Origin of the sequence: Mycobacterium malmoense (assembly GCF_019645855.1) — a bacterium.
GTDB classification, from domain to species: Bacteria; Actinomycetota; Actinomycetes; order Mycobacteriales; family Mycobacteriaceae; genus Mycobacterium; species Mycobacterium malmoense.
Genome location: NZ_CP080999.1, coordinates 5253392 through 5276130 on the forward strand (window position 1 = coordinate 5253392; position 22739 = coordinate 5276130).

At 66.7% G+C, this 22739-nt stretch carries 17 protein-coding genes; 10 read left to right on the top strand and 7 right to left on the bottom strand.

Annotated elements, in window-relative coordinates; all coding sequences use genetic code 11:
• The first annotated feature begins 1 nt into the window (after position 1).
• Both rraA and K3U93_RS24370 read left to right on the top strand, forming a co-directional pair.
• Positions 2-475, top strand: a complete 474-nt coding sequence (rraA, locus tag K3U93_RS24365) for a ribonuclease E activity regulator RraA (RefSeq protein ID WP_071509555.1) — start codon at positions 2-4, stop codon at positions 473-475.
• 1394 nt (positions 476-1869) lie between these two features.
• On the top strand, positions 1870-3264 hold the full coding sequence (locus K3U93_RS24370) for a hypothetical protein (protein ID WP_071509556.1): 1395 nt from the start codon (positions 1870-1872) through the stop codon (positions 3262-3264).
• 256 nt (positions 3265-3520) lie between these two features.
• Here the strand turns inward: K3U93_RS24370 and K3U93_RS24375 are convergent, their stop codons facing one another.
• On the bottom strand, positions 3521-4990 hold the full coding sequence (locus K3U93_RS24375; RefSeq protein WP_083012691.1) for a flavin-containing monooxygenase: 1470 nt from the start codon (positions 4988-4990) through the stop codon (positions 3521-3523).
• 76 nt (positions 4991-5066) lie between these two features.
• On the opposite strand from K3U93_RS24375, the gene K3U93_RS24380 reads away from it, so the two are divergent.
• From K3U93_RS24380 to vapC, 4 genes are all read left to right on the top strand, one after another.
• Positions 5067-5723, top strand: a complete 657-nt coding sequence (locus K3U93_RS24380; protein ID WP_071512905.1) for a TetR/AcrR family transcriptional regulator — start codon at positions 5067-5069, stop codon at positions 5721-5723.
• A 308-nt stretch (positions 5724-6031) separates the two neighbouring features.
• The gene (gene dinB, locus K3U93_RS24385) at positions 6032-7237 is read left to right on the top strand and encodes a DNA polymerase IV (protein WP_071512910.1); all 1206 of its coding nucleotides are present in this window, start codon (positions 6032-6034) and stop codon (positions 7235-7237) included.
• Positions 7238-7298: 61 nt separating this feature from the next.
• Positions 7299-7526 (top strand): type II toxin-antitoxin system VapB family antitoxin, encoded by a 228-nt coding sequence (locus tag K3U93_RS24390; RefSeq protein ID WP_083012693.1) that lies wholly within the window; start codon positions 7299-7301, stop codon positions 7524-7526.
• Positions 7527-7925 carry a type II toxin-antitoxin system VapC family toxin gene (gene vapC, locus K3U93_RS24395; protein ID WP_071512907.1) on the top strand — a complete coding sequence of 133 codons (399 nt, stop codon included), beginning with the start codon at positions 7527-7529 and terminating at the stop codon, positions 7923-7925.
• Positions 7926-7977: 52 nt separating this feature from the next.
• Here the strand turns inward: vapC and K3U93_RS24400 are convergent, their stop codons facing one another.
• Positions 7978-8985, bottom strand: a complete 1008-nt coding sequence (locus K3U93_RS24400) for a PHP domain-containing protein (protein ID WP_071512911.1) — start codon at positions 8983-8985, stop codon at positions 7978-7980.
• A 93-nt stretch (positions 8986-9078) separates the two neighbouring features.
• Between K3U93_RS24400 and K3U93_RS24405 the strand changes: the two genes are divergently transcribed.
• Positions 9079-9936 carry an LLM class F420-dependent oxidoreductase gene (locus tag K3U93_RS24405; protein ID WP_071512908.1) on the top strand — a complete coding sequence of 286 codons (858 nt, stop codon included), beginning with the start codon at positions 9079-9081 and terminating at the stop codon, positions 9934-9936.
• Between the two features lie 349 nt (positions 9937-10285).
• On the opposite strand, the gene K3U93_RS24410 is transcribed toward K3U93_RS24405, so the two are convergent.
• Both K3U93_RS24410 and gltB read right to left on the bottom strand, forming a co-directional pair.
• On the bottom strand, positions 10286-11752 hold the full coding sequence (locus K3U93_RS24410) for a glutamate synthase subunit beta (RefSeq protein ID WP_071512909.1): 1467 nt from the start codon (positions 11750-11752) through the stop codon (positions 10286-10288).
• Positions 11745-16340: a glutamate synthase large subunit gene (gene gltB, locus K3U93_RS24415; RefSeq protein ID WP_083012696.1), complete on the bottom strand. Its 4596-nt coding sequence runs from the start codon at positions 16338-16340 to the stop codon at positions 11745-11747. The genes K3U93_RS24410 and gltB overlap by 8 nt, the downstream gene beginning before the upstream one ends.
• A 647-nt stretch (positions 16341-16987) precedes the next feature.
• Between gltB and K3U93_RS24420 the strand changes: the two genes are divergently transcribed.
• A complete protein-coding gene (locus K3U93_RS24420) occupies positions 16988-18124 on the top strand; it encodes a MinD/ParA family ATP-binding protein (RefSeq protein ID WP_220688568.1) in 1137 nt (378 codons plus the stop codon).
• Here the strand turns inward: K3U93_RS24420 and K3U93_RS24425 are convergent.
• Both K3U93_RS24425 and sigI read right to left on the bottom strand, forming a co-directional pair.
• Positions 18121-18540 carry an SRPBCC family protein gene (locus K3U93_RS24425; protein WP_071511854.1) on the bottom strand — a complete coding sequence of 140 codons (420 nt, stop codon included), beginning with the start codon at positions 18538-18540 and terminating at the stop codon, positions 18121-18123. The genes K3U93_RS24420 and K3U93_RS24425 overlap by 4 nt on opposite strands.
• Positions 18541-18565: 25 nt before the next feature.
• Positions 18566-19468 carry an RNA polymerase sigma factor SigI gene (sigI, locus tag K3U93_RS24430; RefSeq protein ID WP_071511853.1) on the bottom strand — a complete coding sequence of 301 codons (903 nt, stop codon included), beginning with the start codon at positions 19466-19468 and terminating at the stop codon, positions 18566-18568.
• Positions 19469-19578: 110 nt separating this feature from the next.
• Here sigI and K3U93_RS24435 point away from each other — a divergent pair, with 110 nt between their 5' ends.
• Complete coding sequence (locus K3U93_RS24435) at positions 19579-20418, top strand: NAD(P)H-binding protein (RefSeq protein ID WP_071511852.1); 840 nt, start codon at positions 19579-19581, stop codon at positions 20416-20418.
• A 15-nt stretch (positions 20419-20433) separates the two neighbouring features.
• Entirely contained in the window at positions 20434-20886 is a 453-nt protein-coding gene (locus K3U93_RS24440; protein WP_071511851.1) for a nitroreductase family deazaflavin-dependent oxidoreductase, read from the top strand.
• A 14-nt stretch (positions 20887-20900) separates the two neighbouring features.
• Here K3U93_RS24440 and eccA read toward each other — a convergent pair whose 3' ends face one another.
• Entirely contained in the window at positions 20901-22739 is a 1839-nt protein-coding gene (eccA, locus tag K3U93_RS24445; protein WP_071511850.1) for a type VII secretion AAA-ATPase EccA, read from the bottom strand.

A 22739-nucleotide genomic window follows, 5' to 3' on the forward strand; every position in this document is an offset into this window, starting at 1 on the left:
AGTGACCGTGTCGTTTCGGCCCACCGCTGACCTCGTCGATGCCATAGGGCCCGAGGTACGCAGCTGCGATCTCCAATTCCGCCAGTTCGGCGGCCGCTTCGAATTCGCCGGTCCGATCAGCACCGTGCGCTGCTTCGAGGACAACGCGCTGCTGAAATCCGTGCTTTCGGGGCCGGGGGCGGGCGGGGTGCTGGTGATCGACGGCGCCGGCTCCTTGCACACCGCGCTGGTCGGGGACGTCATCGCCGAACTGGCCCGCTCCAACGGCTGGGCTGGGCTGGTCATCAACGGGGCGGTGCGCGACGCCGCCGCGCTGCGTGGCATCGACATCGGCATCAAGGCGCTGGGCACCAATCCGCGTAAGAGCGCCAAGACCGGGGCGGGAGCGCGCGACATCGAGGTCGCCCTGGGCGGGGTGACGTTCGTGCCCGGCGAGATCGCCTACAGCGACGACGATGGCATCGTCGTCGTCTAGCCTTTAAACACGCACCGCGGCAGGCTTTTTGGCGAATCGCAGGCCCTCGCCGCGCCGTTCTGTTTGATGACACCAAACGCGGTATTCGACGGACAGACCAGGCAAGAGGTCTCAGATCCCGCAATCGCTTAAGTCCCCGACACCGGGTTCGCATTCACTGCGGCCCCACCCACGGCAGATTGATCGTGCACGAGGTCGATCATGTCCTCGGTGGCGTCGGTGAGGCGGATGGCGACCATGCTGACCTGCGGAGATGATGCTCGTGCGCTCAGGGCAACTCTGGCGGTCACGCGGGCGAGCTGTTGAAAGTACCGGGAAAGAACCTTGGGCCCGTGGCATTTTCGGGAGGCTTTAGGGGATCGCTTCAGTCATGTGCGGCTCCGCAATCACCGTGGAGCCGCAAAGGTACTGGTAGCTGTGCCGTATATGTGCTGTGGCAAACCGTTGCCGCCACTACGGTAGTTCAATATGAAATTATCTACCGGTAGCGCACAGATCCGCGTTCACCCCCGCACTCAAGATAACTATCACCGCGACAATACAACTGTTCGCCAGGGCATAAAGAACGCTCTCATGTTTGCTAATAGATAGCGCTTCACCGCCGACACCGACGCGGCCAGACGGTGCTCGTCGCCGAGGCGCTGCGATCTGTCGCGGCAAGCAGCGCACGATGACCTCGCGATGCACCTCGATCTCCGGCCAACTGATCTGCGCAGCCGGGTAGCGACCAGCGACGAAACCCCATCCCGAACCCACTGGGCCCATCGCTGCGCTGAGTTGGCCGACCCATTTGGTGATAATCCCGCCGCGGCCGCCTAGGTGCTCACTGTTTTACGGTGCACCCAAGGTAGGTGGTGGGTGTGGTGTGCCCGGCATGTCTCGGGCGAGCGTTTCTGACGAGTCGCCGGGCGTGATCGGTATTGGCTTGTGCCAGAAGCGAACACGGGCGCGATCCGCTCTGGCGTGCGCTCCCTCGTCGATTGTCTCTGGCTCCGCCGACGGTTATCTCCCTCGGGCCGTCGCGGTACGGACAAGCCGCACGAATGTTTTAGCCGCCAGCTCGCGTCAGCATGCCGTGGTGCTGCCGGGTGAAATCCACCGGCAATCAATGCGGGCGGTCCTGAGGGCGACGTCGTGCAACGAGATCCTCCAATCATGGCGCTGTCGACACCCGACAGCCACGCTCCGTCGCGTTACTCCAATGCTGCCAATGAATGATTGTGATGGCGCCATCTATTTAGCACCAATTCAGATAATATTTTTTCACGCACTTAGGGTAGGTTTTTGCTGCTCATGCATATCACCACGGTTAATTGTTTATTTTGTTGCCACGATTCGCTCAACATAATTTCCCGATACGTTTAATGCGTCGTTATTCAGAACGTACGAAGGAGATGGTCGTGGATCTCGCAGCCCGCCCCCACATCACCGCTGGAGTCGCCCTGGCCAGCGCCGCCGTCCTCGCCGCCGGCCCGATGGCCCAGCACCTGCCCGACCTTCATGTAGCCCAACACCTACGCCAGGTGAGCGTGTCCGACATTCAGCTCACCGACGCCAGCAGCGGCATGGTCGACTTATTCGCCGGCGTCGAAAACGAACTAGCCTCTCTCGCCAGTGGAGCAAGCGCGGCCGCTGTGCCCGCGCTCCCCGCCCCACCCACCGGACTGCCTCTCCCCATCCAGACGTGGGTTAACGCTTTCGCGACCGCGGGCACCAACCTGCAGACGATTCTCGGCAACTGGAGCACGCTTCCGGCACCAGTCCTTCAGCAGGTCGTTGCCAACTGGCTCGACTACACAGGAATCTATCTCGGGAGCTACCTGAACACCGGAACCAAGTTTATTACGGCTTACGCGGGAAACAGCTCCACTGATTTTTTTCCAGAACTTCAGACAGCATTCTCCAATATCGTGTCCGGGAACATAGCTACCGCGACGACCCATATAGCGTTTGCATTTTATGGCGATCCCTTTAACGCCCTCTCCAATTTGGAGAATATTCCGCCGATTCTCGGAAACATGACGACAAATTTGAATGGCGCCACCGAGTATCTGACGAATGGAGCAATAAGAACTCTTGGCGAGTTCGCGCTTAGTGCACCGCAACAATGGTTCGGCAAGGCCGGCCTCGGAAACGCTCTTCAGCTTGTGTACAATTCGTGGACAGCCGGGAATCCATTGGGGACGCTGACCACCTTGGCCAACATTCCCGGCGCAGTCGCCAACACCATAATCAATGGGATACCGCCAGCGTATACGGCCGACGGTTTCCTCAGCGTCAGCCCTAACTTTGCCGGCGGTCTGCTTGAAGACCTGGCGATTTTTATGCCCAGGCAGCTGGCCCCGGCTATCGTCGCTCCTGGCGCGGTCAACATCTCGGAAGGCGGCACCCTTGGGGATGCGTTCCAGATGCTGTCGAGCACCCTGTCGCAGGACTTCACTTCGTTGTTGGCCGCCGCGGGGAGTGCCCAGCAAACACTGCCCGCCGTGGTGCAGAGCTTGTTCGATACCGTGTTGGCTTACTTCAATAGCTCGCTGGGTGCAGGTGGCGCCGCGGCATTCGCTCCGTCGGTTGCGGCCAGTACTTGGTCGGCCGAGCTGCCCGGCCTGTCGGCCGATGTGCTCAAGGCGTTCAACCCGGCGGCGGTCACCAATCTCGTGGGTTCGCTCGGCCCGTCGATGGCCGCGCATCTCGCGGCTTCGCTCGGCCCGTCGATGTTGGGCAACCTCGGCGGAGCGTTGGCAGGCCAGATCGGATCTTGGATCGCTGCGCTGCTCAGGCTGCTCTGAGTCCGCTAACGGTCGCCGATGCGAGCCGGTGACCGCCAACGGCGATGGGCCCCTTCGCAAGAAGGGGTCCATCGTTATTGATGTGCTTCCCAACTGGGCGTGCGTCGATCCGGTACTCCGAGACCACTGCCGGCTTGGATGGCAGTCGGCTAAGTTTTCTCCATGACGCCGACTGCCCGGCCGCGCGGGATGTGGTCACGGCTCCGTGGATACCAGTAAAGAACCTTCTGGACAGCAGTGCATCCAGTGCAACGCCCTAAACGGCAACCGCCGCGGTCTTTTTGGCGAACCGCAGGCCCTCGTCGTCGATCTTGCCGCGCCGGATCGTGCGCATGTCGAAGAAGTAGTTCTGCTTGAGTCGCCACGGCGCGCGCGACCCCGATTTGGGAAGCATGTGCACCGAACGCTGGAAGTAGCCCGGGTTGAAGTCCATGAACGGCAACTCGTCGACGTCAGCGCCCGGCCGCTGCGGCTCCACGGTGTCAAAACCCTTGGCGTCCATGTAGTTCAGCAACCGGCAGACGAATTCGGAGACCAGATCCGCCTTCAGCGTCCACGATGCATTCGTGTACCCGAAGGTGATGGCGAAATTGGGGACGCCGGAGAACATCAAGCCCTTGTAGGTCATCAACGATGTCAGCTCGAAGGGCTCACCGTTCCTCGACGGCTGCACCCCACCCAGCAACTGCATGTTCAATCCCGTTGCGGTGACGATGATGTCGGCCTGCAGCTCCTCGCCCGAGGTGAGCTTGATCCCGGTCTTGGTGAACCGGTCGATGGTGTCGGTGACGACGTCCGCCTTGCCGTGCCGGATGGTCCGGAAGAAATCGCCGTCGGGGGCCAGGCACAGCCGTTGATCCCAGACGTTGTAACTCGGCCCGAAGTGCTTTTCGACGTCGTAGCCCTTCGGCAGGCGTCGCTGCGCCATCGTCATCAACGTCTTGCGCATGTAGGCGGGGCGTTTCCGGGACAACTGATACTGGAAGGTGCTGAACGCGATGGCTTTCCAGCGATTCGCGATATGCGCAAGGCGGTCCGGCAGCCACCGGTTGGCCCGCACGGCGAAGGGGTCAACCCCGGGCAGTGAGCCGATGTAGGTCGGCGACCGCTGCAGCATCGTGACATGACCGGAGCCCGAGTTCACCAGAGCCGGGATCAGCGTGATTGCGGTGGCGCCGGACCCGATGACGACGATCTTCTTGCCCTGGTAGTCAAGGTCCTCCGGCCAGTGCTGCGGGTGGACGATCGTGCCCTCGAAGTCCTCGGAGCCGGGGAACGTGGGCGTGTACCCCTTGTCGTAGTTGTAGTAGCCGGTGCAGGCGAGCAGGAAGGAGCAGGTGATGTCGTACCGGCGGCCGTCGTTCTCCACGGTCAAAGTCCAGCGGTTGTCGGCGTCGGACCAGTCGGCGGCCAGAACCCGGTGGCGGTAGCGGATGTGCCGGTCGATCCCGTTCTCGACCGCCGTCTCCCTGATGTAGGCCTTGATCGAGGCGCCGTCGGCGATTGACTTCGCCGAGCGCCACGGCTTGAACCGGAACCCGAGGGTGAACATGTCCGAGTCCGAGCGGATGCCCGGGTACTTGAACAGGTCCCATGTGCCGCCCAGATCGTCGCGGCGCTCGAGGATGGCGTAGCTCTTGGTCGGGCAGCGGTCCTGCAGGTGCCAGGCGGCGCTCACGCCGGAGATGCCGGCGCCCACGATGACGACGTCGAGGTGCTCAGTCATGGCGCCACGTTATCAACGCGGTGTCGAGTGCGTCAACGGGGTGTCGAAAATTTCGACTCCGTGTAAAGTAGCCGCCGTGACTACCGCCGGCCAGACCCGCGCCCTGCGTGGCCGCCGTTCCATGCGGCCCTCGGGCGACGACCGCGAGCAGGCGATCCTGGCGACCGCCGAACGGCTGCTGGAAGAGCGATCGCTCGCCGACATCTCGGTCGACGACCTGGCCAAGGGCGCCGGCCTGTCGCGGCCGACGTTCTACTTCTATTTCAAGTCCAAGGAGGCGGTGCTGCTGTCGCTGCTCGAGCCGGTGATCTCCCGTGCCGACTCCGAGTTCGACGGCGCGGTGCAGCGGCTACCGACGGACCCGCGGCGGGTGTGGCGCAACGGCATCAAGGCGTTCTTCACCGCATTCGCCACGCACCGCGCGCTGGCGCGGGCCGCGACGGAGGCGCTGGCCACCAGCTCGGAGCTGCGGGCGACGTGGTTAGGGTTCATGCAGAAATGGATCGACCAGACGGCGGCCATGATCACCGCCGAGCGGGCCCGCGGCGCCGCGCCCGAGACCATCCCGGCGGCGGACCTGGCGACGTCGCTGAACCAGATGAACGAGCGCACGATGATGGCCGCCCTGTCCGCCGAGACGCCCGCGGTCGACGAGGACCGGGTCGTCGACACCCTCACCCACATCTGGGTCACCAGCATCTACGGCGAACCCGGCTTGCCGTCGGGTCCGTGAGTTCGTCGGGGGGTTGTTACCAGACGCCGCTGGCGCCGCTTGGCTCGGCCGGGACGCGGGGGCCAAAATGGCGCGTCAATCCCCATTTGTCACATCGGTCACTCGTCGGCCGGCATACAACGATGTGCCCACCTATGAGCGACTGCTGACCGCTTTTGTCGCTGTGAAGCGGGCAAAAGAGTGTGTGCCCGCCACGCCGAGACGCATGTGACAATTGTGACCACCACGACGTGGCCGGCGTGACCCGCCCCGAGTCACGAACCGTCAGCCAACGTCAGGCCTTAGCTGTCACACCCGCGTGCGAACATCTGTTCGTGCGGTGCGACGCATCCATCCTGCACGCGGACCTGGACTCCTTCTATGCGTCCGTCGAGCAGCGCGATGACCCGGCGCTGCGGGGCCGCCCGGTGATCGTCGGCGGCGGGGTGGTGCTGGCGGCCAGCTACGAAGCCAAGGCCTACGGCGTGCGCACGGCGATGAGCGGGGCGCAGGCGCGGCGCCTGTGCCCGCACGCCGTGGTGGTGCCGCCCCGGATGAGCGCCTATAGCCGCGCCAGCGACGCCGTGTTCGAGGTGTTTCGCGATTGCACACCGATCGTGGAGCCGCTGTCGGTGGACGAGGCCTTCCTCGACGTCGGCGGCCTGCGCCGGGTCTCCGGCACGCCGGTCCAGATCGCGGCGCGGCTGCGCGCCGACGTGCGCGACCGCGTCGGCCTGCCCATCACCGTCGGCGTCGCCCGGACCAAGTTTCTCGCCAAGGTCGCCAGCCAAGAAGCCAAGCCCGACGGACTCCTGCTGGTGCCGCCCGATCGAGAGCTGGCATTCCTGCGCCCGCTGCCGGTGCGTCGGCTCTGGGGTGTGGGCGCCAAGACCGCCGAAAAACTGCACGCGCACGGCATCACGACCGTCGCCGACGTCGCCGAGCTCAGCGAGTCGACGCTGGCCTCCCTGCTGGGCGCGGCGATGGGCCGCCAGCTGTATGCGCTGTCCCGCAACATCGACCGCCGCCGAGTCACCACCGGTGTGCGTCGCCGGTCCGTGGGCGCCCAGCGGGCGCTGGGTCGCGCCGGGAATCGCATGTCGGCCGCCGAGGTCGACGCCGTGGTGGTCAACCTGATCGACCGGATCACCGGCCGGATGCGCGCCGCCGGACGCACCGGGCGCACGGTGACGCTACGCCTGCGGTTCGATGACTTCGGCCGGGCGACGCGGTCGCACACGTTGCCGTGGGCCACGTCGTCGACGCCGCCCATCCTGGCGGCCGCCCGGCAGTTGGTCTCAGCAGCGGAGCCCCTGATCGCGCAGCGCGGGCTGACGCTGGTCGGCTTCGCGGTGTCGAGCATCGACCGCATCGGCGCCCAGCAGCTGCTGCTGCCGTTCGGCGAGGAATCCCGCCGCGACGACATCGACGCGGCGATCGACCGGGTACGGGAACGCTACGGCAGATCCGCGCTCACGCCCGCGGTGCTCGTCGGCCGCGACCCGGGCCTCGAAATGCCGCACCTGCCGGACTAGCAGCATTCGCACGGGTCGCCTCGCTCTCGCCGTCTTACACCTAATAGTGCATGATGGTGTTATGTCGCGGACCAACATCGAAATCAACGACGAACTTGTGGCCGCCGCGCAGCGAATGTATCGACTGGATTCGAAGCGGAGTGCCGTTGACCTCGCACTGCGCAGGCTCGTGGGTGAACCGTTAGACCGCGATGAGGCGTTGGCACTCCAGGGCAGCGGTTTCGATTTCACCAATGATGAGATCGAATCGTTTTCGGACACGGGCATAGACCTCGCAGACCAGTCTTAGATGATCGTCGACACGTCGGTCTGGATTGAATTTCTGACCACCTCTGAGTCGCTCGCCAGCCGCTGGCTAGCAGATCGCATTGCCGCCAACTCGCAGGTGATCGTCCCTGAGGTCGTGATGATGGAACTGCTGATCGGTACGACCGACGAGTCCAAGGCAATACGGCGGAGGCGACTACTGCAACGGTTCAATATCGAGCCGTTTGCCCCCGTGCGGGACGCAGAAGATGCGGCCGCTATCCACCGGCGCTGTCGTCGCGGTGGTGACACCGTACGCAGCCTGATCGATTGCCAGGTGGCCGCGATGGCGCTGCGGATCGGGGTCACTGTGGCACATCGTGATCGTGATTACGAGGTGATCCGCACGCATTGCGGACTACAAACCGAGCCCTTGTTCTGACTTGGATACCACTTGTTGCACGTCGAATACCGCTGTGGCGTAGCGGTATTGATCAGTTCGCACCCGTCCACTCCAGCAACCGCTCGGCCGGCCACGTGTTGACGATCCGGTCGACGGGCACGCCCGCGTCCACCGCGCGCTGGGCACCGTAGCCGAGGAAGTCCAGCTGACCCGGCGCGTGCGCGTCGGTGTCGATGCTGAACAGGCAGCCGATCTCCAGCGCCAGCTTGAGCAGACGCGTCGGCGGATCGCGGCGCTCGGGGCGGGAATTGATCTCCACCGCGGTCCCGTGGTCCCGGCAGGCGGTGAACACCGCCTCGGCGTCGAACTTCGATTCGGGCCGGATGCCGCGGTTGCCGGAGACCAGCCGGCCGGTGCAGTGGCCGAGCACGTCGGCGAGGGGATTGGAGACGGCGTTGATCATCCGGCGGGTCATCGCCGCCGAATCCATCGACAGCTTCGAGTGCACGCTGGCCACCACGACGTCGAGGCGCTCCAGCAGCTCGGGCTCCTGGTCCAGGGTGCCGTCCTCGAGGATGTCGACCTCGATGCCGGTGAGGATGCGCATCGGCGCGAACTCGTCGCGCAGCCCGTCGATCACCTCGAGCTGCGCGCGCAACCGCTCCGGCGACAGCCCGTTGGCGACCGTCAGCCGCGGCGAATGATCGGTCAGCGCGCAATATTCATGGCCCAGCGCGGACGCCGTTGCCATCATCTCGTCGATCGGCGCCGACCCGTCCGACCAGTTCGAATGCAGGTGCAGGTCGCCGCGCAGCGCGGCGCGGATGTCGCCTCCACCGAGATCCTCAGCGGCGGAACGCAATTCGACCAGCAGGTCGGGCTCTCGACCGGACCACGCCTGGTCGATGACCTTCGCGGTCTTGGGCCCGATGCCCGGCAGCTTCTGCCAGCTGTTGGCCTGACCGTGGCGCTCCCGCTCGGCGTCGTCAAGACCCTCGATGATGTCGGCGGCGTTGCGGTAGGCCATCACCCGCCTGGGGTCGTGGCGGCTGCGGTCCTTGTAGTAGGCGATCTGCCGCAAAGCAGCTACCGGGTCCATGGCTCCAGTGTGCCCGCCGAAGCGCGGCGGCCCGCCGGTCACCGGTGGGTGGAGTTTAGTTGCGCTTCATAAAGATCGACTAACGTCGTTTTCATGCGATTCGCCTTCAAAACCTCACCGCAAAACACGACCTGGGCCGACATGCTGGCCGTCTGGCAGGCCGCCGACGACATCGACGTCTACGAGTCCGGTTGGACCTTCGACCACTTCTATCCGATATTCTCCGACAGCGACGGGCCGTGCCTGGAGGGCTGGACGACGCTGACCGCGCTGGCGCAGGCCACCAAGCGGCTGCGGCTGGGGACGCTGGTCACCGGCATCCACTACCGACACCCCGCCGTGCTGGCCAACATGGCCGCGGCACTGGACATCATCTCGAACGGGCGGCTGGAGCTGGGAATCGGCGCGGGGTGGAACGAGGAGGAGTCCGGCGCCTACGGCATCGAGCTCGGCTCCATCAAGGAACGCTTCGACCGGTTCGAGGAGGCCTGCGAGGTGCTGACCAGCCTGCTGAGCCACGAGACCACCGACTTCGACGGCACGTACTACCAACTCAAGGCCGCCCGCAACGAGCCCAAGGGCGTGCAGCGCCCGCACCCGCCGATCTGCATCGGCGGCAGCGGGGAGAAGCGCACGCTGCGGATCACCGCCCGCTACGCCCAGCATTGGAACTTCGTCGGCGGCCCACCGGACGTCTTCGCCCACAAGCGCGACGTGCTCGCCTCACACTGCGCGGACATCGGGCGCAATCCGAAGGAAATCACCCTGTCGGCCCATCTCGGCCTGGGGCCGGACCGCGACTACGGGAAGGTCATCGAGGACGCGGCCGGGCTGGCCGCCGAAGGCCTGGACTTGGGCATCGTCTACCTCTCGCCGCCGCACGACCCCGCCGTCCTGGAACCGCTGGCGGAGGCGATCCGGGATTCGCGGCTATTGGTTTCGCCTGGATAACATCCCCTAGGCCTGAGCAAACCCGTCGTGCACCCGTCGGCTCGCGGGCGGACGGCTACGCCCCGAACAGCAGCAGCTCTTCGGCGGTAACCAGGCGCTCGTGCTTAGCGGGAAATTCGCGGCTCTTTACCGGATGACGAAACCATGACCAGGCGATTCGCCCCATCCGCGACCGAGGTACTGGGTTGATATGCACAGTGATCACTCCTGCGATCGGTCCGTTCCACTGGACTCCCATGTCGCGTGGATGTGATGGGGCCCACAACGGCCCATTAGACAACAGTCGTCTGGCAAACTGTCGCAGAAACGCCGGACGAATATAAGTCTGTTTCTAATGTGGCTGGTGTGACTACTGAAGCGGTGCGGCCGTTGGCTTGATGGGCGCCGGGAGGGCCGTCGAACCCATCAAATACCGGTCCACCCCCGCCGCGGCGGCCCTGCCCTCGGCTATCGCCCAAACGATCAACGACTGGCCGCGACCCATGTCGCCGGCAACGAAAACACCGGGGACCGACGTGTCGTAGTCGGCGCCGCGCGCGACGTTGCCGCGCTCGGTGAGCTTCACCCCGAGATCGGTGAGCAGGCCCTCCCTCTGCGGGCCGGTGAATCCCATCGCCAGCAACACCAGATCGGCCTCGAGCTCGAAGTCCGAGCCCTCGACCTTGACGAACTTGCCGTCCTGCATCCGCACCTCGTGCGCCTTGAGCGCGGTCACGTGCCCGTCCTTGCCGACGAACTCCTCGGTGTTGACGGAGAACACCCGCTCGCCGCCCTCTTCGTGCGCCGACGACACCCGGTACATCAGCGGGTAGGTCGGCCACGGTGTGGAGGGCGCGCGGGCGTCCGGCGGACGCGGCATAATCTCGAACTGGTGCACGGCGGCCGCGCCCTGCCGGTGCACGGTGCCCAGGCAGTCGGCGCCGGTATCGCCGCCGCCGATGATGACGACACTCTTGCCTTTGGCGGTGATGGGCGGCTCGCCGTCCTCGCCGAGGACGTCGTCGCCCTCCTGAACGCGGTTGGACCACGGCAAAAATTCCATCGCCTGGTGGACGCCGTCCAGCTCTCGGCCGGGGATGGGCAGGTCGCGCCAGGCGGTGGCGCCGCCGGCCAGCACCACCGCGTCGAAATCGGCGCGCAGCGCGTCGGCGGTGATGTCGACCCCGACGTTGACGCCGGGCCGGAATTCGGTGCCCTCGGCGCGCATTTGGTCCAGCCGCCGGTTCAGGACGCGCTTTTCCATCTTGAATTCCGGGATGCCGTAACGCAGCAGCCCGCCGACGCGGTCGTCGCGCTCGAAGACGGTCACACTGTGGCCGGCACGGGTGAGCTGCTGGGCGGCGGCCAGGCCCGCCGGGCCCGAACCGACCACGGCGACGGTCTTCCCGGTCAACTTGTCCGGGGGCAGCGGCGTCACAAAGCCTTCCTCGAACGCCCTGTCGATGATCTCCAGCTCGATCTGCTTGATCGTCACCGGATCCTGGTTGATTCCCAGCACGCACGCCGGCTCGCACGGCGCCGGGCACAGCCGGCCGGTGAAGTCCGGGAAGTTGTTGGTGGCGTGCAGCCGCTCGATCGCGTCGCGCCAGCGTCCCCGCCGCACCAGGTCGTTCCATTCCGGGATCAGGTTGCCCAGCGGACAGCCGTTGTGGCAGAAGGGAATACCGCAGTCCATGCAGCGGGTGGCCTGGTGCCGCAGGGTCTCTTCGTCGAAATCCTCGTAGACCTCGTTCCAGTCGCGCAGTCGCAGCGGGACAGGCCGGCGCTTCGGCAGTTCCCGATGCGTGTATTTCAGGAAGCCGGTGGGATCAGCCATGCGCGGCCGCCATGATCGCCTTGTCGACATCCACGCCGTCGCGTTCCGCCTCGGCGATGGCCTGCAGCACCCGCTTGTAGTCCCGCGGCATCACCTTGACGAAATGCCGCTGCTGGCCGAGCCAATCGACGAGGATCCGTTGACCGACGGCCGAATCGGTGGCGTCGACGTGCGCCTGGATGCTGCCGTGCAGCCAGTCCACGTCGTCGTCGTCGAGGCTCTCGGGTTCCACCATTTCGGCGTTTAGACTCTTCGACAATTGATCATCCGGGTCGTACACGTAGGCCACGCCGCCGGACATGCCGGCCGCGAAGTTACGGCCGGTGCGGCCCAGAATGACCACCTTCCCGCCGGTCATGTACTCGCAACCGTGATCGCCCACGCCCTCGACCACGGCGTGCGCCCCAGAGTTGCGGACCGCGAACCGCTCGCCCACCACGCCGCGCAAGTAAACCTCCCCGCTGGTGGCGCCGAACAGGATCACGTTGCCGCCGATGATGTTGTCCTCGGCAACGTAGTCCTGCGGCGCATTGTCCGACGGTCGCACCACGATCCGGCCGCCGGACAGGCCCTTGCCGACGTAGTCGTTGGCGTCGCCGTAGACGCGCAGCGTAATCCCTTTAGGCACGAAGGCGCCGAAGCTGTTGCCGGCCGATCCTTCGAACGTGATGTCGATGGTCCCGTCCGGCAAGCCTTGGCCGCCATAGGCTTTCGTCAACTCGTGGCCGAGCATGGTGCCCACCGTGCGGTTGACGTTGCTGATCGTGGTAGAAAAACGGACCGGTTTGCCGGAATCGAGCGCCTCACGGCTCATCACGATCAACTGCTGATCGAGCGCCTTGTCCAGGCCGTGGTCCTGACGGGAGCTGCAGTACAGGTCCTGGTTCATGAACGCCGACTCCGGCTCGTGCAGCACCGGCGTCAGGTCCAGCCTGTGCGCCTTCCAGTGCGCGCGTGCCAGCGTGGTGTCCAGGGAGCCTGCCTGACCGACGGCCTCGTTAAACGTGCGGAAGCCCAACTGCGCCATGTACTCCCGGACTTCTTCGGCGATGAACAGGAAGAAGTTCTCGACGAACTCGGGTTTGCCGGTGAACCGCTCGCGGAGCACCGGGTTCTGAGTGGCGACGCCGACCGGGCAGGTGTCCAGGTGGCACACCCGCATCATGATGCAGCCCGCCACCACCAGCGGGGCGGTGGCGAAGCCGAACTCCTCGGCCCCGAGCAGCGCGGCGATCATCACGTCGCGCCCGGTCTTGAGCTGCCCGTCCACCTGGACCACGATCCGGTCGCGTAACCCGTTGAGCAGCAACGTCTGCTGGGTCTCGGCCAGCCCCAGCTCCCACGGGGCGCCCGCGTGCTTCTGCGAGGTCAACGGGGTGGCCCCGGTGCCGCCGTCGTGTCCCGAGATCAGCACCACGTCGGCGTGTGCCTTGGAGACTCCGGCCGCGACCGTCCCCACCCCGTTTTCGGAGACCAGCTTGACGTGCACCCGCGCGGACGGGTTGGCGTTCTTCAGGTCATGGATCAGCTGCGCCAGGTCCTCGATGGAGTAGATGTCGTGGTGCGGCGGCGGCGAGATCAATCCGACGCCGGGCGTGGAGTGCCGGACCTTGGCGACCCACGGGTATACCTTGTGCCCCGGGAGTTGGCCGCCCTCACCGGGTTTGGCGCCCTGCGCCATCTTGATCTGAATGTCGGAGCAGTTGGTCAGGTAGTGCGAGGTCACCCCGAACCGAGCGGAGGCGACCTGCTTGATCGCGCTGCGCCGCCAGTCGCCGTTGGGATCGCGTTCGAATCGCTTGACGTCCTCGCCGCCCTCGCCACTGTTGGAGCGGCCGCCCAGGCGGTTCATCGCGATGGCCAGCGTCTCATGCGCCTCCGCGGAGATCGAGCCGTAGCTCATCGCGCCCGTCGAGAAGCGCTTGACGATTTCGCTGGCGGGCTCGACCTCCTCCAGCGGAACCGGGGGCCGCACGTCGCCGCGGAACTTGAGCAGCCCGCGCAGCGACGCCAGCCGCTCGCTCTGGTCGTCGACCAGACGGGTGTATTCCTTGAAGATCTTGTACTGCCCCGTGCGGGTCGCGTGCTGCAGCTTGAACACGGTCTCCGGGTTGAACAGGTGGTACTCGCCCTCCCGGCGCCACTGGTACTCGCCACCCACCTCCAGCTCGCGGTGCGCGCGTTCGTCGGGCCGGTCGAGGTACGCCAGCTTGTGGCGGGCGGCGACGTCGGCGGCGATGTCGTCCAGGGTGATCCCGCCGGTCGGGCAACTCAGCCCGGTGAAGTATTCGTCGAGCACGTCCTCGGAGATGCCGACGGCCTGGAACAGCTGCGCGCCGGTGTAGGAGGCCAGCGTCGAAATGCCCATCTTGGACATCACTTTCAGCACACCCTTGCCCGCGGCCTTGACGTAATTGTTCAACGCTGTCGTGCGGTCGATCCCGTTCCCGACGCCTTCCAAGACACCGCGGTCGAGCATGTCCTCGATCGACTCGAACACCAGGTAGGGGTTGACGGCGGCCGCGCCGCAGCCGACCAGCGCCGCCATGTGGTGCACCTCGCGGGCATCACCGGATTCGACCACCAGACCCACATGGGTGCGGGTCCGTTCCCGCACCAGATGGTGGTGCACCCCGGCGACCGACAGCAGCGACGGTATCGGGGCCATCCGCTCGTCGGAATCGCGATCGGACAAGATGATCATCCGGGCGCCGCCGGCGATCGCCGCCGACGCCTGCGCACGCACCTCGTCCATTGCGGCGGCCAGCCCGGCGCCGCCCTCGTCCACCGGGTACAGACAGCGAATCACCTTGGACGACATGCCATGTGGGCGCCCATTGACCAAGGCGGCGGGGTCGAGGTTGACCAGCTTGGCCAGCTCGTGGTTACGCAGAATCGGCTGGGACAGCACGATCTGGTGACAGGACTCCTCAGTCGGGTTGAGCAGGTCGCACTCGCCGCCGGTGGTGCCCTGCAGGCTGGTCACCACCTCCTCGCGGATCGCGTCCAACGGCGGGTTGGTCACCTGGGCGAACAGTTGCTGAAAGTAGTCGAACAGCATTCGGGGACGCTGCGACAGCACCGCAACCGGGGTGTCGGTGCCCATGGAGCCGATCGGCTCGGCGCCGGTGCGCACCATCGGCGCCACCAGCAGGTTGAGTTCCTCGTAGGTGTAGCCAAAAGCCAACTGCCGCATGACAAGCCGCTCGTGGGCCATCCGCGTGTAGTTGCCCTGTGGCAGGTCTTCGAGCGGAACCAACCCCTTGTCGAGCCACTCCTGGTAGGGATGCGCGGCGGCCAGCTCCGCCTTGATCTCCTCGTCGGAGACGATGCGGCCCTGCGCGGTGTCCACCAGGAACATCCGGCCGGGCTGCAGCCGCAACCGGCGGACCACCCTGGCCGGGTCCAGGTCGAGCACGCCGGCCTCGGAGGCCATCACCACCAGGCCGCCGTCGGTCACCCAAATCCGCGAGGGGCGCAAGCCATTTCGGTCGAGCACGGCGCCGACGACGGTGCCGTCGGTGAACGTCATCGATGCCGGGCCGTCCCACGGTTCCATCAACGAGGCGTGGTACCGGTAAAACGCCCGCCGCGCGGGATCCATCGAGTCGTGCCGCTCCCAGGCCTCGGGGATCATCATCAGCACGGCGTGGGCCAGGCTGCGCCCGCCCAGGTGTAGCAGTTCGAGCGCCTCGTCGAAGCGCGCGGTGTCGGACGCGCCGGGGGTGCAGATCGGGAACAACTTCTCGACGTCGGCTTCGGACCCGAAGATGTCGGTCTTGATCAACGCCTCGCGGGCCCGCATCCAGTTTTCGTTCCCGGTGACGGTGTTGATCTCCCCGTTGTGGGCGATGCGCCGGAACGGATGCGCCAGCGGCCACGACGGGAAGGTGTTGGTGGAGAACCGGGAATGCACGATGCCCAGCGCGCTGGTCAGCCGAGCGTCTTGCAGGTCAAGGTAAAACGCCTTGAGCTGCGGGGTGGTCAGCATGCCCTTGTAGACGAACGTCTGGCCCGACAGGCTTGGGAAATAAACCGTTTCGCGGCCGGGCCCGTCTTGGCCCGGGCCCTTGGTGCCGAGTTCGTGCTCGGCGCGCTTGCGGACCACGTAGGCGCGGCGCTCCAGCGTCATGCCGGAGGCGCCCGCCATGAACACCTGGCGGAAGGTGGGCATCGCGTCGCGGGACAGCGCACCCAACGACGAGTCGTCGGTGGGCACGTTGCGCCAGCCCAGCACCTGCAGGCCCTCGGCTTCGGCGATCTTTTCCACCGCGGCGCAGGCGGCCGCGGCGTCTTTGGACGACTGCGGCAGGAACGCGATACCGGTGGCGTAGCTGCCCGCCGGGGGCAGCTCGAAATCCACGACTTCGCGAAGGAACGCATCCGGGACCTGAATGAGGATGCCCGCGCCGTCGCCGCTGCGCGGCTCGGCACCCTGAGCACCGCGGTGTTCGAGGTTGAGCAGCGCCGTAATCGCCTTGTCCACGATGTCGCGGCTACGACGGCCGTGCATGTCGACGACCATGGCTACCCCGCACGAATCGTGCTCGAACGCGGGGTTATATAACCCGACGCGCTTGGGCGTCATATGCACCTGACCCTTCACCTGGACGTTCTTCGCGACCGCTATGAGCGGCTCCGATGAGGCCGCACCCGAGGGTTGCGGGCTAAAACCCCTTCGGTCTTGTCGATAGGCTGTCCCCAGGCGGGGATGATCCGGTTAGGGATACGTCCGTGCAGCGCTGAACGGTGGCCTGGAACCGGTCTCGACAAGTCGTAAAACGATATGACAAAACCCGCCTGACATGCCAACTTCGTCCAGTCTAGCTACCAGCCGGCGGCGCCGTAAAACGCTGCGGCCAGCGATCGGCGCCTTGCCGGGATGCCGATCGGCGCCCGCTATCACCCCCGCCGTGGCGCCGGGATCGGCGGATCGGGCGCTACGTCAACCGCTTGCGCAGGTTTGCTGCGATTGCGTTAAAGCGCAGCGGCAACGCCGCCGACATTGCCCCTTGACGTGTTCAACGCCGGACGAAGGGCGTCGCGAGCACACCGCGGTAAGCCCCGCTAAGTTTGCACGGTGCCAATGAGATCCCCCGGCGCCGCGTGCGCCGATACTGGACCGATACTGGTCCGCGTCCGGCGTTGGCGGTCGTACCGTGGTGCTCGACCCCTGAGCAACTCGCGCGGTCGGTCACCCGCGTGAAGACCGATCGCCCGGCATCCGAGGAGCCCATGAACGAGCGCGAATTCTTGCGGGACCGGCTGCAGCCCGGCCAACCAGGTCCCCCCGCCGCACGCCCGGCCGGTCCCCACCCCGCGTCCCCGGCCTCTCCCCCGGTTGCGCAGAGACCGGCCCCGCCGTACCCGCCGGCACCCGCACCGCCGCATCCACCGAGACCCCCGCGGTGGTCGCCGCCGTGGCAGGCAGCTCCCCTGGCGCCCGCCGTCGCGCCGGCACTTCCCGACCGCGGTTGGCGACGCGTCCTGCGGCTGGCCACCTTTGGTCTCGTCACGCTGGGTCCGTCGGCCGCGCAGCGTCAGGAGGCTCAATTCGAAGCGGCCGTCCGGACCGTCCTGCATGGCAATTACAAGGTCGGCGTGCTGGGCAAGGGCGGGGTGGGAAAAACGTCGGTGGCCGCCAGCGTCGGATCGCTTTTCGCCGAACTGCGTCAGCAAGACCACGTCGTGGCGATCGACGCCGATACCGCGTTCGGCCGGCTGGGCAGCCGGATCGACCCGCGGTCGAGCGGCTCGTTCTGGGAACTGACCTCCGACAAGAACCTGCGGTCCTTCACCGATGTGGTCGGGCGGCTGGGCCGCAATTCCGCCGGCTTGCACGTGCTCGGCGGCGAACCGGCGTCCGGGCCGCGCCGGGTCCTCGATCCCGCGATCTACCGGGAGGCCGCGTTGCGGCTGGATCGCCATTTCACGATCTCGGTCATCGACTGCGGCTCGACGATGGACTCACCGGTCACCCAGGAGGTCCTGCGCGATCTCGATGCGCTCATCGTGGTGTCCTCGCCGTGGGCGGATGGCGCCTCGGCCGCCGCCAGGACCATGGAATGGCTGTCCGATCAAGGCCTGACCGGCCTGCTGCACAACACCATCGTGGTGCTCAACGACTCCGACGGCCACGCCGACAAACGCACCCGCGAGCTGCTGGCACGCGAGTTCGTCGATCACGGGCGGCCCGTCGTCGAGGTGCCCTTCGATCCCCACCTACGGCCCGGCGGTGTCATCGACGTGAACGGCGAAATGGGCCCGGCGACACGCCGGAAATTTCTCCAGGTCACGGCGACCGTCGTGGGGTATTTCGCGGCGCGGCCGGACCGTGCGCGGAACCGGCGGCCCGGAGGCGAAGACGGCTAGGCCTGCTCGGCGGCCCGCTTCAAGCCCGCGCTCTCCATCGCGAGGAAGGAGCGGATCCGGGACCCCGCCAGCGGCGCCGCCAGCCACGCCAACGGGCCGGTCGCGATGAACTCCAGCGTGGTGGCGACGTGGTCGCCGTTGTCGCCGATGCGGTGCACCGCCTCGAACGACAGCCCCGGCGCCTCGGCCACCCAGGTGAATTCGCGCAGCGGCTCGAGTTGCGTGACCGTCCATACCATCGGCCGCCCCTTGGGCTGAGTCACCCTGGAGCGGCTACCCACCACCAACGGGCCACCGTCCAGGCGCTCTATCTCCCGCATCGACTCGGTCCAGGACGGCCAGCGCTCGACGTCGACCAGCAACTCCCACACCCGCGCGGCGGGCGCGTGCACGATTTCGGAACGTACGTATCGCATGCTTCACCTCAACGACATCGTCGCACTACGCCCGCCAGGTGGCCCCCGCCCGCGCCGACGGGTCGGCGACGGCCTCGATTTTGGTCACCAGGCCACCGCGGACCGTCAGCACGATGGCGGCGAAAAGCCGGCGGTCGGCAAAGGCCAACACCGCCGGTGCCCCCAGCCCGGCGGGACCGCTGACCAGTGTCACTTCCGGCCCCAGATAGCGCAGCAGGTTGGTGGCCACCGCGTGGGGGCCATGGTTGACCTGCGGCGGCGGCGCCGGGTCGGCGAGGATCGTGCCCACGCCCCAAACCGCCGGATCCAGGACGGCGGTCAGCCCGGCGATGTCGCCGTTGGCACATGCGGTAATGAATTTCTCGGTGACGAGCTGGTGCTCGGCCGGGGTCACTTCGCTTAATTTCGGTTGCGCCGCAAGGAATTTGGTCCGCGCACGCCGCGCCAGCTGACGGCAGGTGCCGACGGGGCGGCCCACGGTGTCGGCGATCGCGCCGAACGGGACCCCGAACACGTCGTGCAGCACGAACGCGACCCGTTCACCGGGGCTGAGCCTGCGCAGAACCTCCAGTAGCGCGGTACGGACCTCGTCGTCGAGGGTGATCCGCTCGGCCGGGTCCGGGCGGCGCGACGCGGGTCGCTGGTCCTCAAGGTCCCGGCCGTCCGGGCGTTCGTAGCGGGCGCGGGCCGAACGCAGCTGATCGAGGCAGAGGCGGGTTGCCACCACCGTCAGCCAGCCGCGGACATCGTCGATCTCGTCGGCGCCGGCACTTGAGAAGGCGCGCGACAGACGCAGAAACGCTTCCTGCGCAATGTCTTCCGCATCGCCAACATCGCCCATCATCTGATAGGCGAGGTTGACCAGATACGGGCGGTGCCGGCGCCAGGCCTCCGTGACCTGGTCGCTGGGTGACGGCAACTGGTTCATGAATCTTCGACGATCTGCCGCCACGAAAAGTTACGCGTCCGGGCTGTAACTTTCCCGCCTTCGGCGCCGTCCTTGGAGTACCGCAGAAAATTCATGGAAGGAACCACACCATGACGATCGTCGTAACGGGGGCAACCGGCAACGTCGGGCGCCCGCTCGTCCACGAACTTGTCGCCGCGGGCGCGCGCGTGCGCGCGGTCACCCGCACCCCGACCACCGCCGGGTTCCCGTCTCACGTCGAGGCGGTCGGATCGGTGGCCGACGCCCTACCGGGTGCGTCGGCGGTATTCCTCAACTCCCGCGCACTGGGCGAGCAGCTGCCCGGCGTGGTGACCCGGTGCGTGAGCGCCGGAGTCACCAAACTGGTCGCGCTGTCGGCGATCAACGCCGACGACGACTTTTCCCGGCAGCCGTCACGGTTTCGCGGGGACCGCAACAAGGAGGTCGAACGGCTTGCCGTCGAATCGGGCCTGGCCTGGGTGAGCCTGCGGCCCACGGTTTTCGCGACCAACTTCGCCGGCATGTGGTCGGCGCAGATCCACTCCGGCGACGTGGTGTCCGGGCCATACGCGGCGGCCTCGTCCGCGCCGATCGTCGAGAGCGACATCTCGGCGGTCGCCGCGCGGGCGCTGCTGACCGACGAGCTCGTCGGTCAGCGGATCCCGCTGACCGGTCCGCAGGCGTTCACCAACTCCGAGCTGGTCGGGGTGATCGGCGCCGTCCTGGGCCGGCCGCTGCAGTACCGGGAGGTGCCGGAGGATCTGGTGCGGCAACGGTTCATCGGCCTGGGATTCAGCGCCGGCTTCGCCGACGCCTACACGGCGATGCTCGCCGAGACGCTCGACAAGCCCGCCCTGGTCACCCACGACGTAGAGAAGATCCTCGGCCGGCCGGCGATCCCGTTCGCCCAGTGGGTTTCCCAACATCGTGACCTGTTCGCCAGAATCTAGGGTAAGGAGCCCGACATGTCCGAACTACGTCCGCCGCGCTACCTCAAACCCATGAACAGGGTGATGATGGCGGTCCAGCGGCTGGGGATTCCGACGGGTCCCGCCCTGGTGCTGACGGTGCCCGGCCGAAAGTCGGGCCGCCCGCGCAGCACGCCGATGACCCCGTTTGATTTTCAAGGCGGCCTCTACGTGGTGGCCGGCTACCCGGGTGCGGACTGGGCGGCGAACGCCCGCGCCGCCGGCACCGGCACGCTGAGCCAGGGTCGACGGTCCCGCGAGGTCAAGATCGTCGAACTCACCGCCGAGGAAGCGCGCCCGGTGCTGCGACAATTCTCCGTCAAGGTGCCGGTCGGTGTGGCGTTCGCGAAGCGCTCGGGGCTGGTGCGCGACGGCACGGCCGACGAATTCGAGGCGCTGGCGGGCCGGCTCGTCGTTTTCCGATTCGAGCCGACCACCGCGGGACGATAGAAGTCATTCGGCGTTCACCAGACGATGGCGGCCATGTCGCGGTTGTCCGAACACACGCTGCGCACCGCGGCCTCGATGTCGGCGGCGGTGATGATCTGCAGGTCCTCGACGGTCACGGGCCGGCCGGCGCGTTTCTGGGCGACCACCCGGGTGTCGCGGTATCCCTCGGCGCGTTCGATGACGTTGCGGGCGAACCGGCCGTTCTGCATGGCGTCGATGCCGTGTCGCCCGCCGGGGGTGGTGTAGTTGCCGATGGTGGTGGCCGCATCCAAGAACGTCTGCTGCGCGGCGTCGTCGAGCAAGCTGGCGCGCGGCGCGGCGTAGCGGCGGCCAATCTCGACGATCTCGGCCGGCGAATAGGACTCGAACCGCAGCTTGCGGTTGAACCGGCCCGCCAAACCCGGGTTCACGGTGAGGAATTCGTCGACCTGATCCTCATAGCCCGCCCCGATGAAACAGAAGTCGAATCGGTGGGCCTCCAGGGCGACCAGGAGTTGGTTGACGGCCTCCATCCCGATCATGTCCGGCGTTCCGTCCTGGTGGCGCTCGACCAGGGAGTAGAACTCGTCCATGAAAATGATTCGGCCAAGCGACTTTTCGATCAGTTCATTGGTCTTGGGTCCCGATTCCCCGATGTAGTGGCCGCAAAAGTCCGATCGGCGGACCTCCCGAATTTCGGGATGGCGCACGATCCCCATGCCGGCATAGATCTTGCCCAGCGCCTCGGCGGTGGTCGTCTTACCCGTGCCGGGCGGTCCCACCAGCAGCATGTGGTTGGTCTGCCCCTCCACCGGCAGGCCGTGCTCCAGGCGCATCACGCGCACCTCGAGCTGGTCTTCCAGCGCCGACACCGCCTGCTTGACCGCCGCCAGTCCCACCTGTTTGGCCAGCAGCGCGCGGCCCTCGGCCAGCAGCTCGGCGCGCCGCTGCGCCGCGTCGTCGTCTTGGAGCTGCTCGCGGCTTTTCGCCGTCGAGGCGTCCCACTTGTCGGTGCGGGTGGCGATGGTTTCTTCGTCGGTCACCACCAGCTGCAGGTTCGGGTCGACCAGCGCGGCCTTGGCGGCGTCGGTCAGCACCCCGTTGAGGGTGGCCTTCGACAGCCAGATCTGGGCGCGGTCCTCGTCGTGGAGCTGGCGGTAAACCATGCCCCGCACGTACGCCAGATCGGCGACCAGCAGCGGGATGTCGGCCGGACCGATCGAGGCCGTCAACACCTCGGCCCCGAACCGCCCCGACGACGTGTTCTGGCCGACCACGTCGACGCGATCCAGCCAGTCCAGCGCCACCCGGCCCTGTCCGAGATGCGCAGCGGCGTGGGCCGCCAACGCGCAAATCGACGCGGTCACCGCCGGCATGATGATCGCCTGCGGGGGCAGCTCCTCGGCGGCGGTGAGCAACACGTCCGGCCAGCGCTGCGTGGCGTACGCCAGAAACGCCCGGGCCAGCTGATGCCATTGATAGTTGCCCCACGAATCCAACAACTCACGGTTGGCCAGCAGCGCGTCGGCCTCGGCGTACTCGCCGGCGATCGTCAGCGCCGACGACAGCGCCAGGCCCACCTGGGACGCGTCGGTCACCGTGATGCCGATGTAGGGGCCCAGCTGCAGCTCGGCGGCCAGGCTCCGGCCGATCCGCGTGGTCTCGCGGTGCAGCCATTCGCGGTGGTCGTTGAGCCGTTTCAGCGATGCCAAGTCGTTGTCGCCGCAGGCGATACGGCCAAGCCAGGCGTCGGCCATCGACGGGTCGGCGTCGGTGGCGGCAATGAACTCCGGCAACGCCGCCGCGCGCCCCTGCCGGTCCCTGATTGCCATGGCGCGGTCGAAATGCTTGCGCGCCGCGAGCAAATCACCCAT

What these genes read in the sequence shown, in the direction of transcription:
- K3U93_RS24370 (WP_071509556.1), top strand. Translation starts at nt 1,870, where the DNA reads ATGGTCGTGGATCTCGCAGCCCGCCCCCACATCACCGCTGGAGTCGCC.
- K3U93_RS24375 (WP_083012691.1), bottom strand. Translation starts at nt 4,990, where the DNA reads ATGACTGAGCACCTCGACGTCGTCATCGTGGGCGCCGGCATCTCCGGC.
- K3U93_RS24390 (WP_083012693.1), top strand. Translation starts at nt 7,299, where the DNA reads ATGTCGCGGACCAACATCGAAATCAACGACGAACTTGTGGCCGCCGCG.
- vapC (WP_071512907.1), top strand. Translation starts at nt 7,527, where the DNA reads ATGATCGTCGACACGTCGGTCTGGATTGAATTTCTGACCACCTCTGAG.
- K3U93_RS24400 (WP_071512911.1), bottom strand. Translation starts at nt 8,985, where the DNA reads ATGGACCCGGTAGCTGCTTTGCGGCAGATCGCCTACTACAAGGACCGC.
- K3U93_RS24405 (WP_071512908.1), top strand. Translation starts at nt 9,079, where the DNA reads ATGCGATTCGCCTTCAAAACCTCACCGCAAAACACGACCTGGGCCGAC.
- K3U93_RS24410 (WP_071512909.1), bottom strand. Translation starts at nt 11,752, where the DNA reads ATGGCTGATCCCACCGGCTTCCTGAAATACACGCATCGGGAACTGCCG.
- gltB (WP_083012696.1), bottom strand. Translation starts at nt 16,340, where the DNA reads ATGACGCCCAAGCGCGTCGGGTTATATAACCCCGCGTTCGAGCACGAT.
- K3U93_RS24420 (WP_220688568.1), top strand. Translation starts at nt 16,988, where the DNA reads ATGAACGAGCGCGAATTCTTGCGGGACCGGCTGCAGCCCGGCCAACCA.
- K3U93_RS24425 (WP_071511854.1), bottom strand. Translation starts at nt 18,540, where the DNA reads ATGCGATACGTACGTTCCGAAATCGTGCACGCGCCCGCCGCGCGGGTG.
- sigI (WP_071511853.1), bottom strand. Translation starts at nt 19,468, where the DNA reads ATGAACCAGTTGCCGTCACCCAGCGACCAGGTCACGGAGGCCTGGCGC.
- K3U93_RS24435 (WP_071511852.1), top strand. Translation starts at nt 19,579, where the DNA reads ATGACGATCGTCGTAACGGGGGCAACCGGCAACGTCGGGCGCCCGCTC.
- K3U93_RS24440 (WP_071511851.1), top strand. Translation starts at nt 20,434, where the DNA reads ATGTCCGAACTACGTCCGCCGCGCTACCTCAAACCCATGAACAGGGTG.
- eccA (WP_071511850.1), bottom strand. Translation starts at nt 22,739, where the DNA reads ATGGGTGATTTGCTCGCGGCGCGCAAGCATTTCGACCGCGCCATGGCA.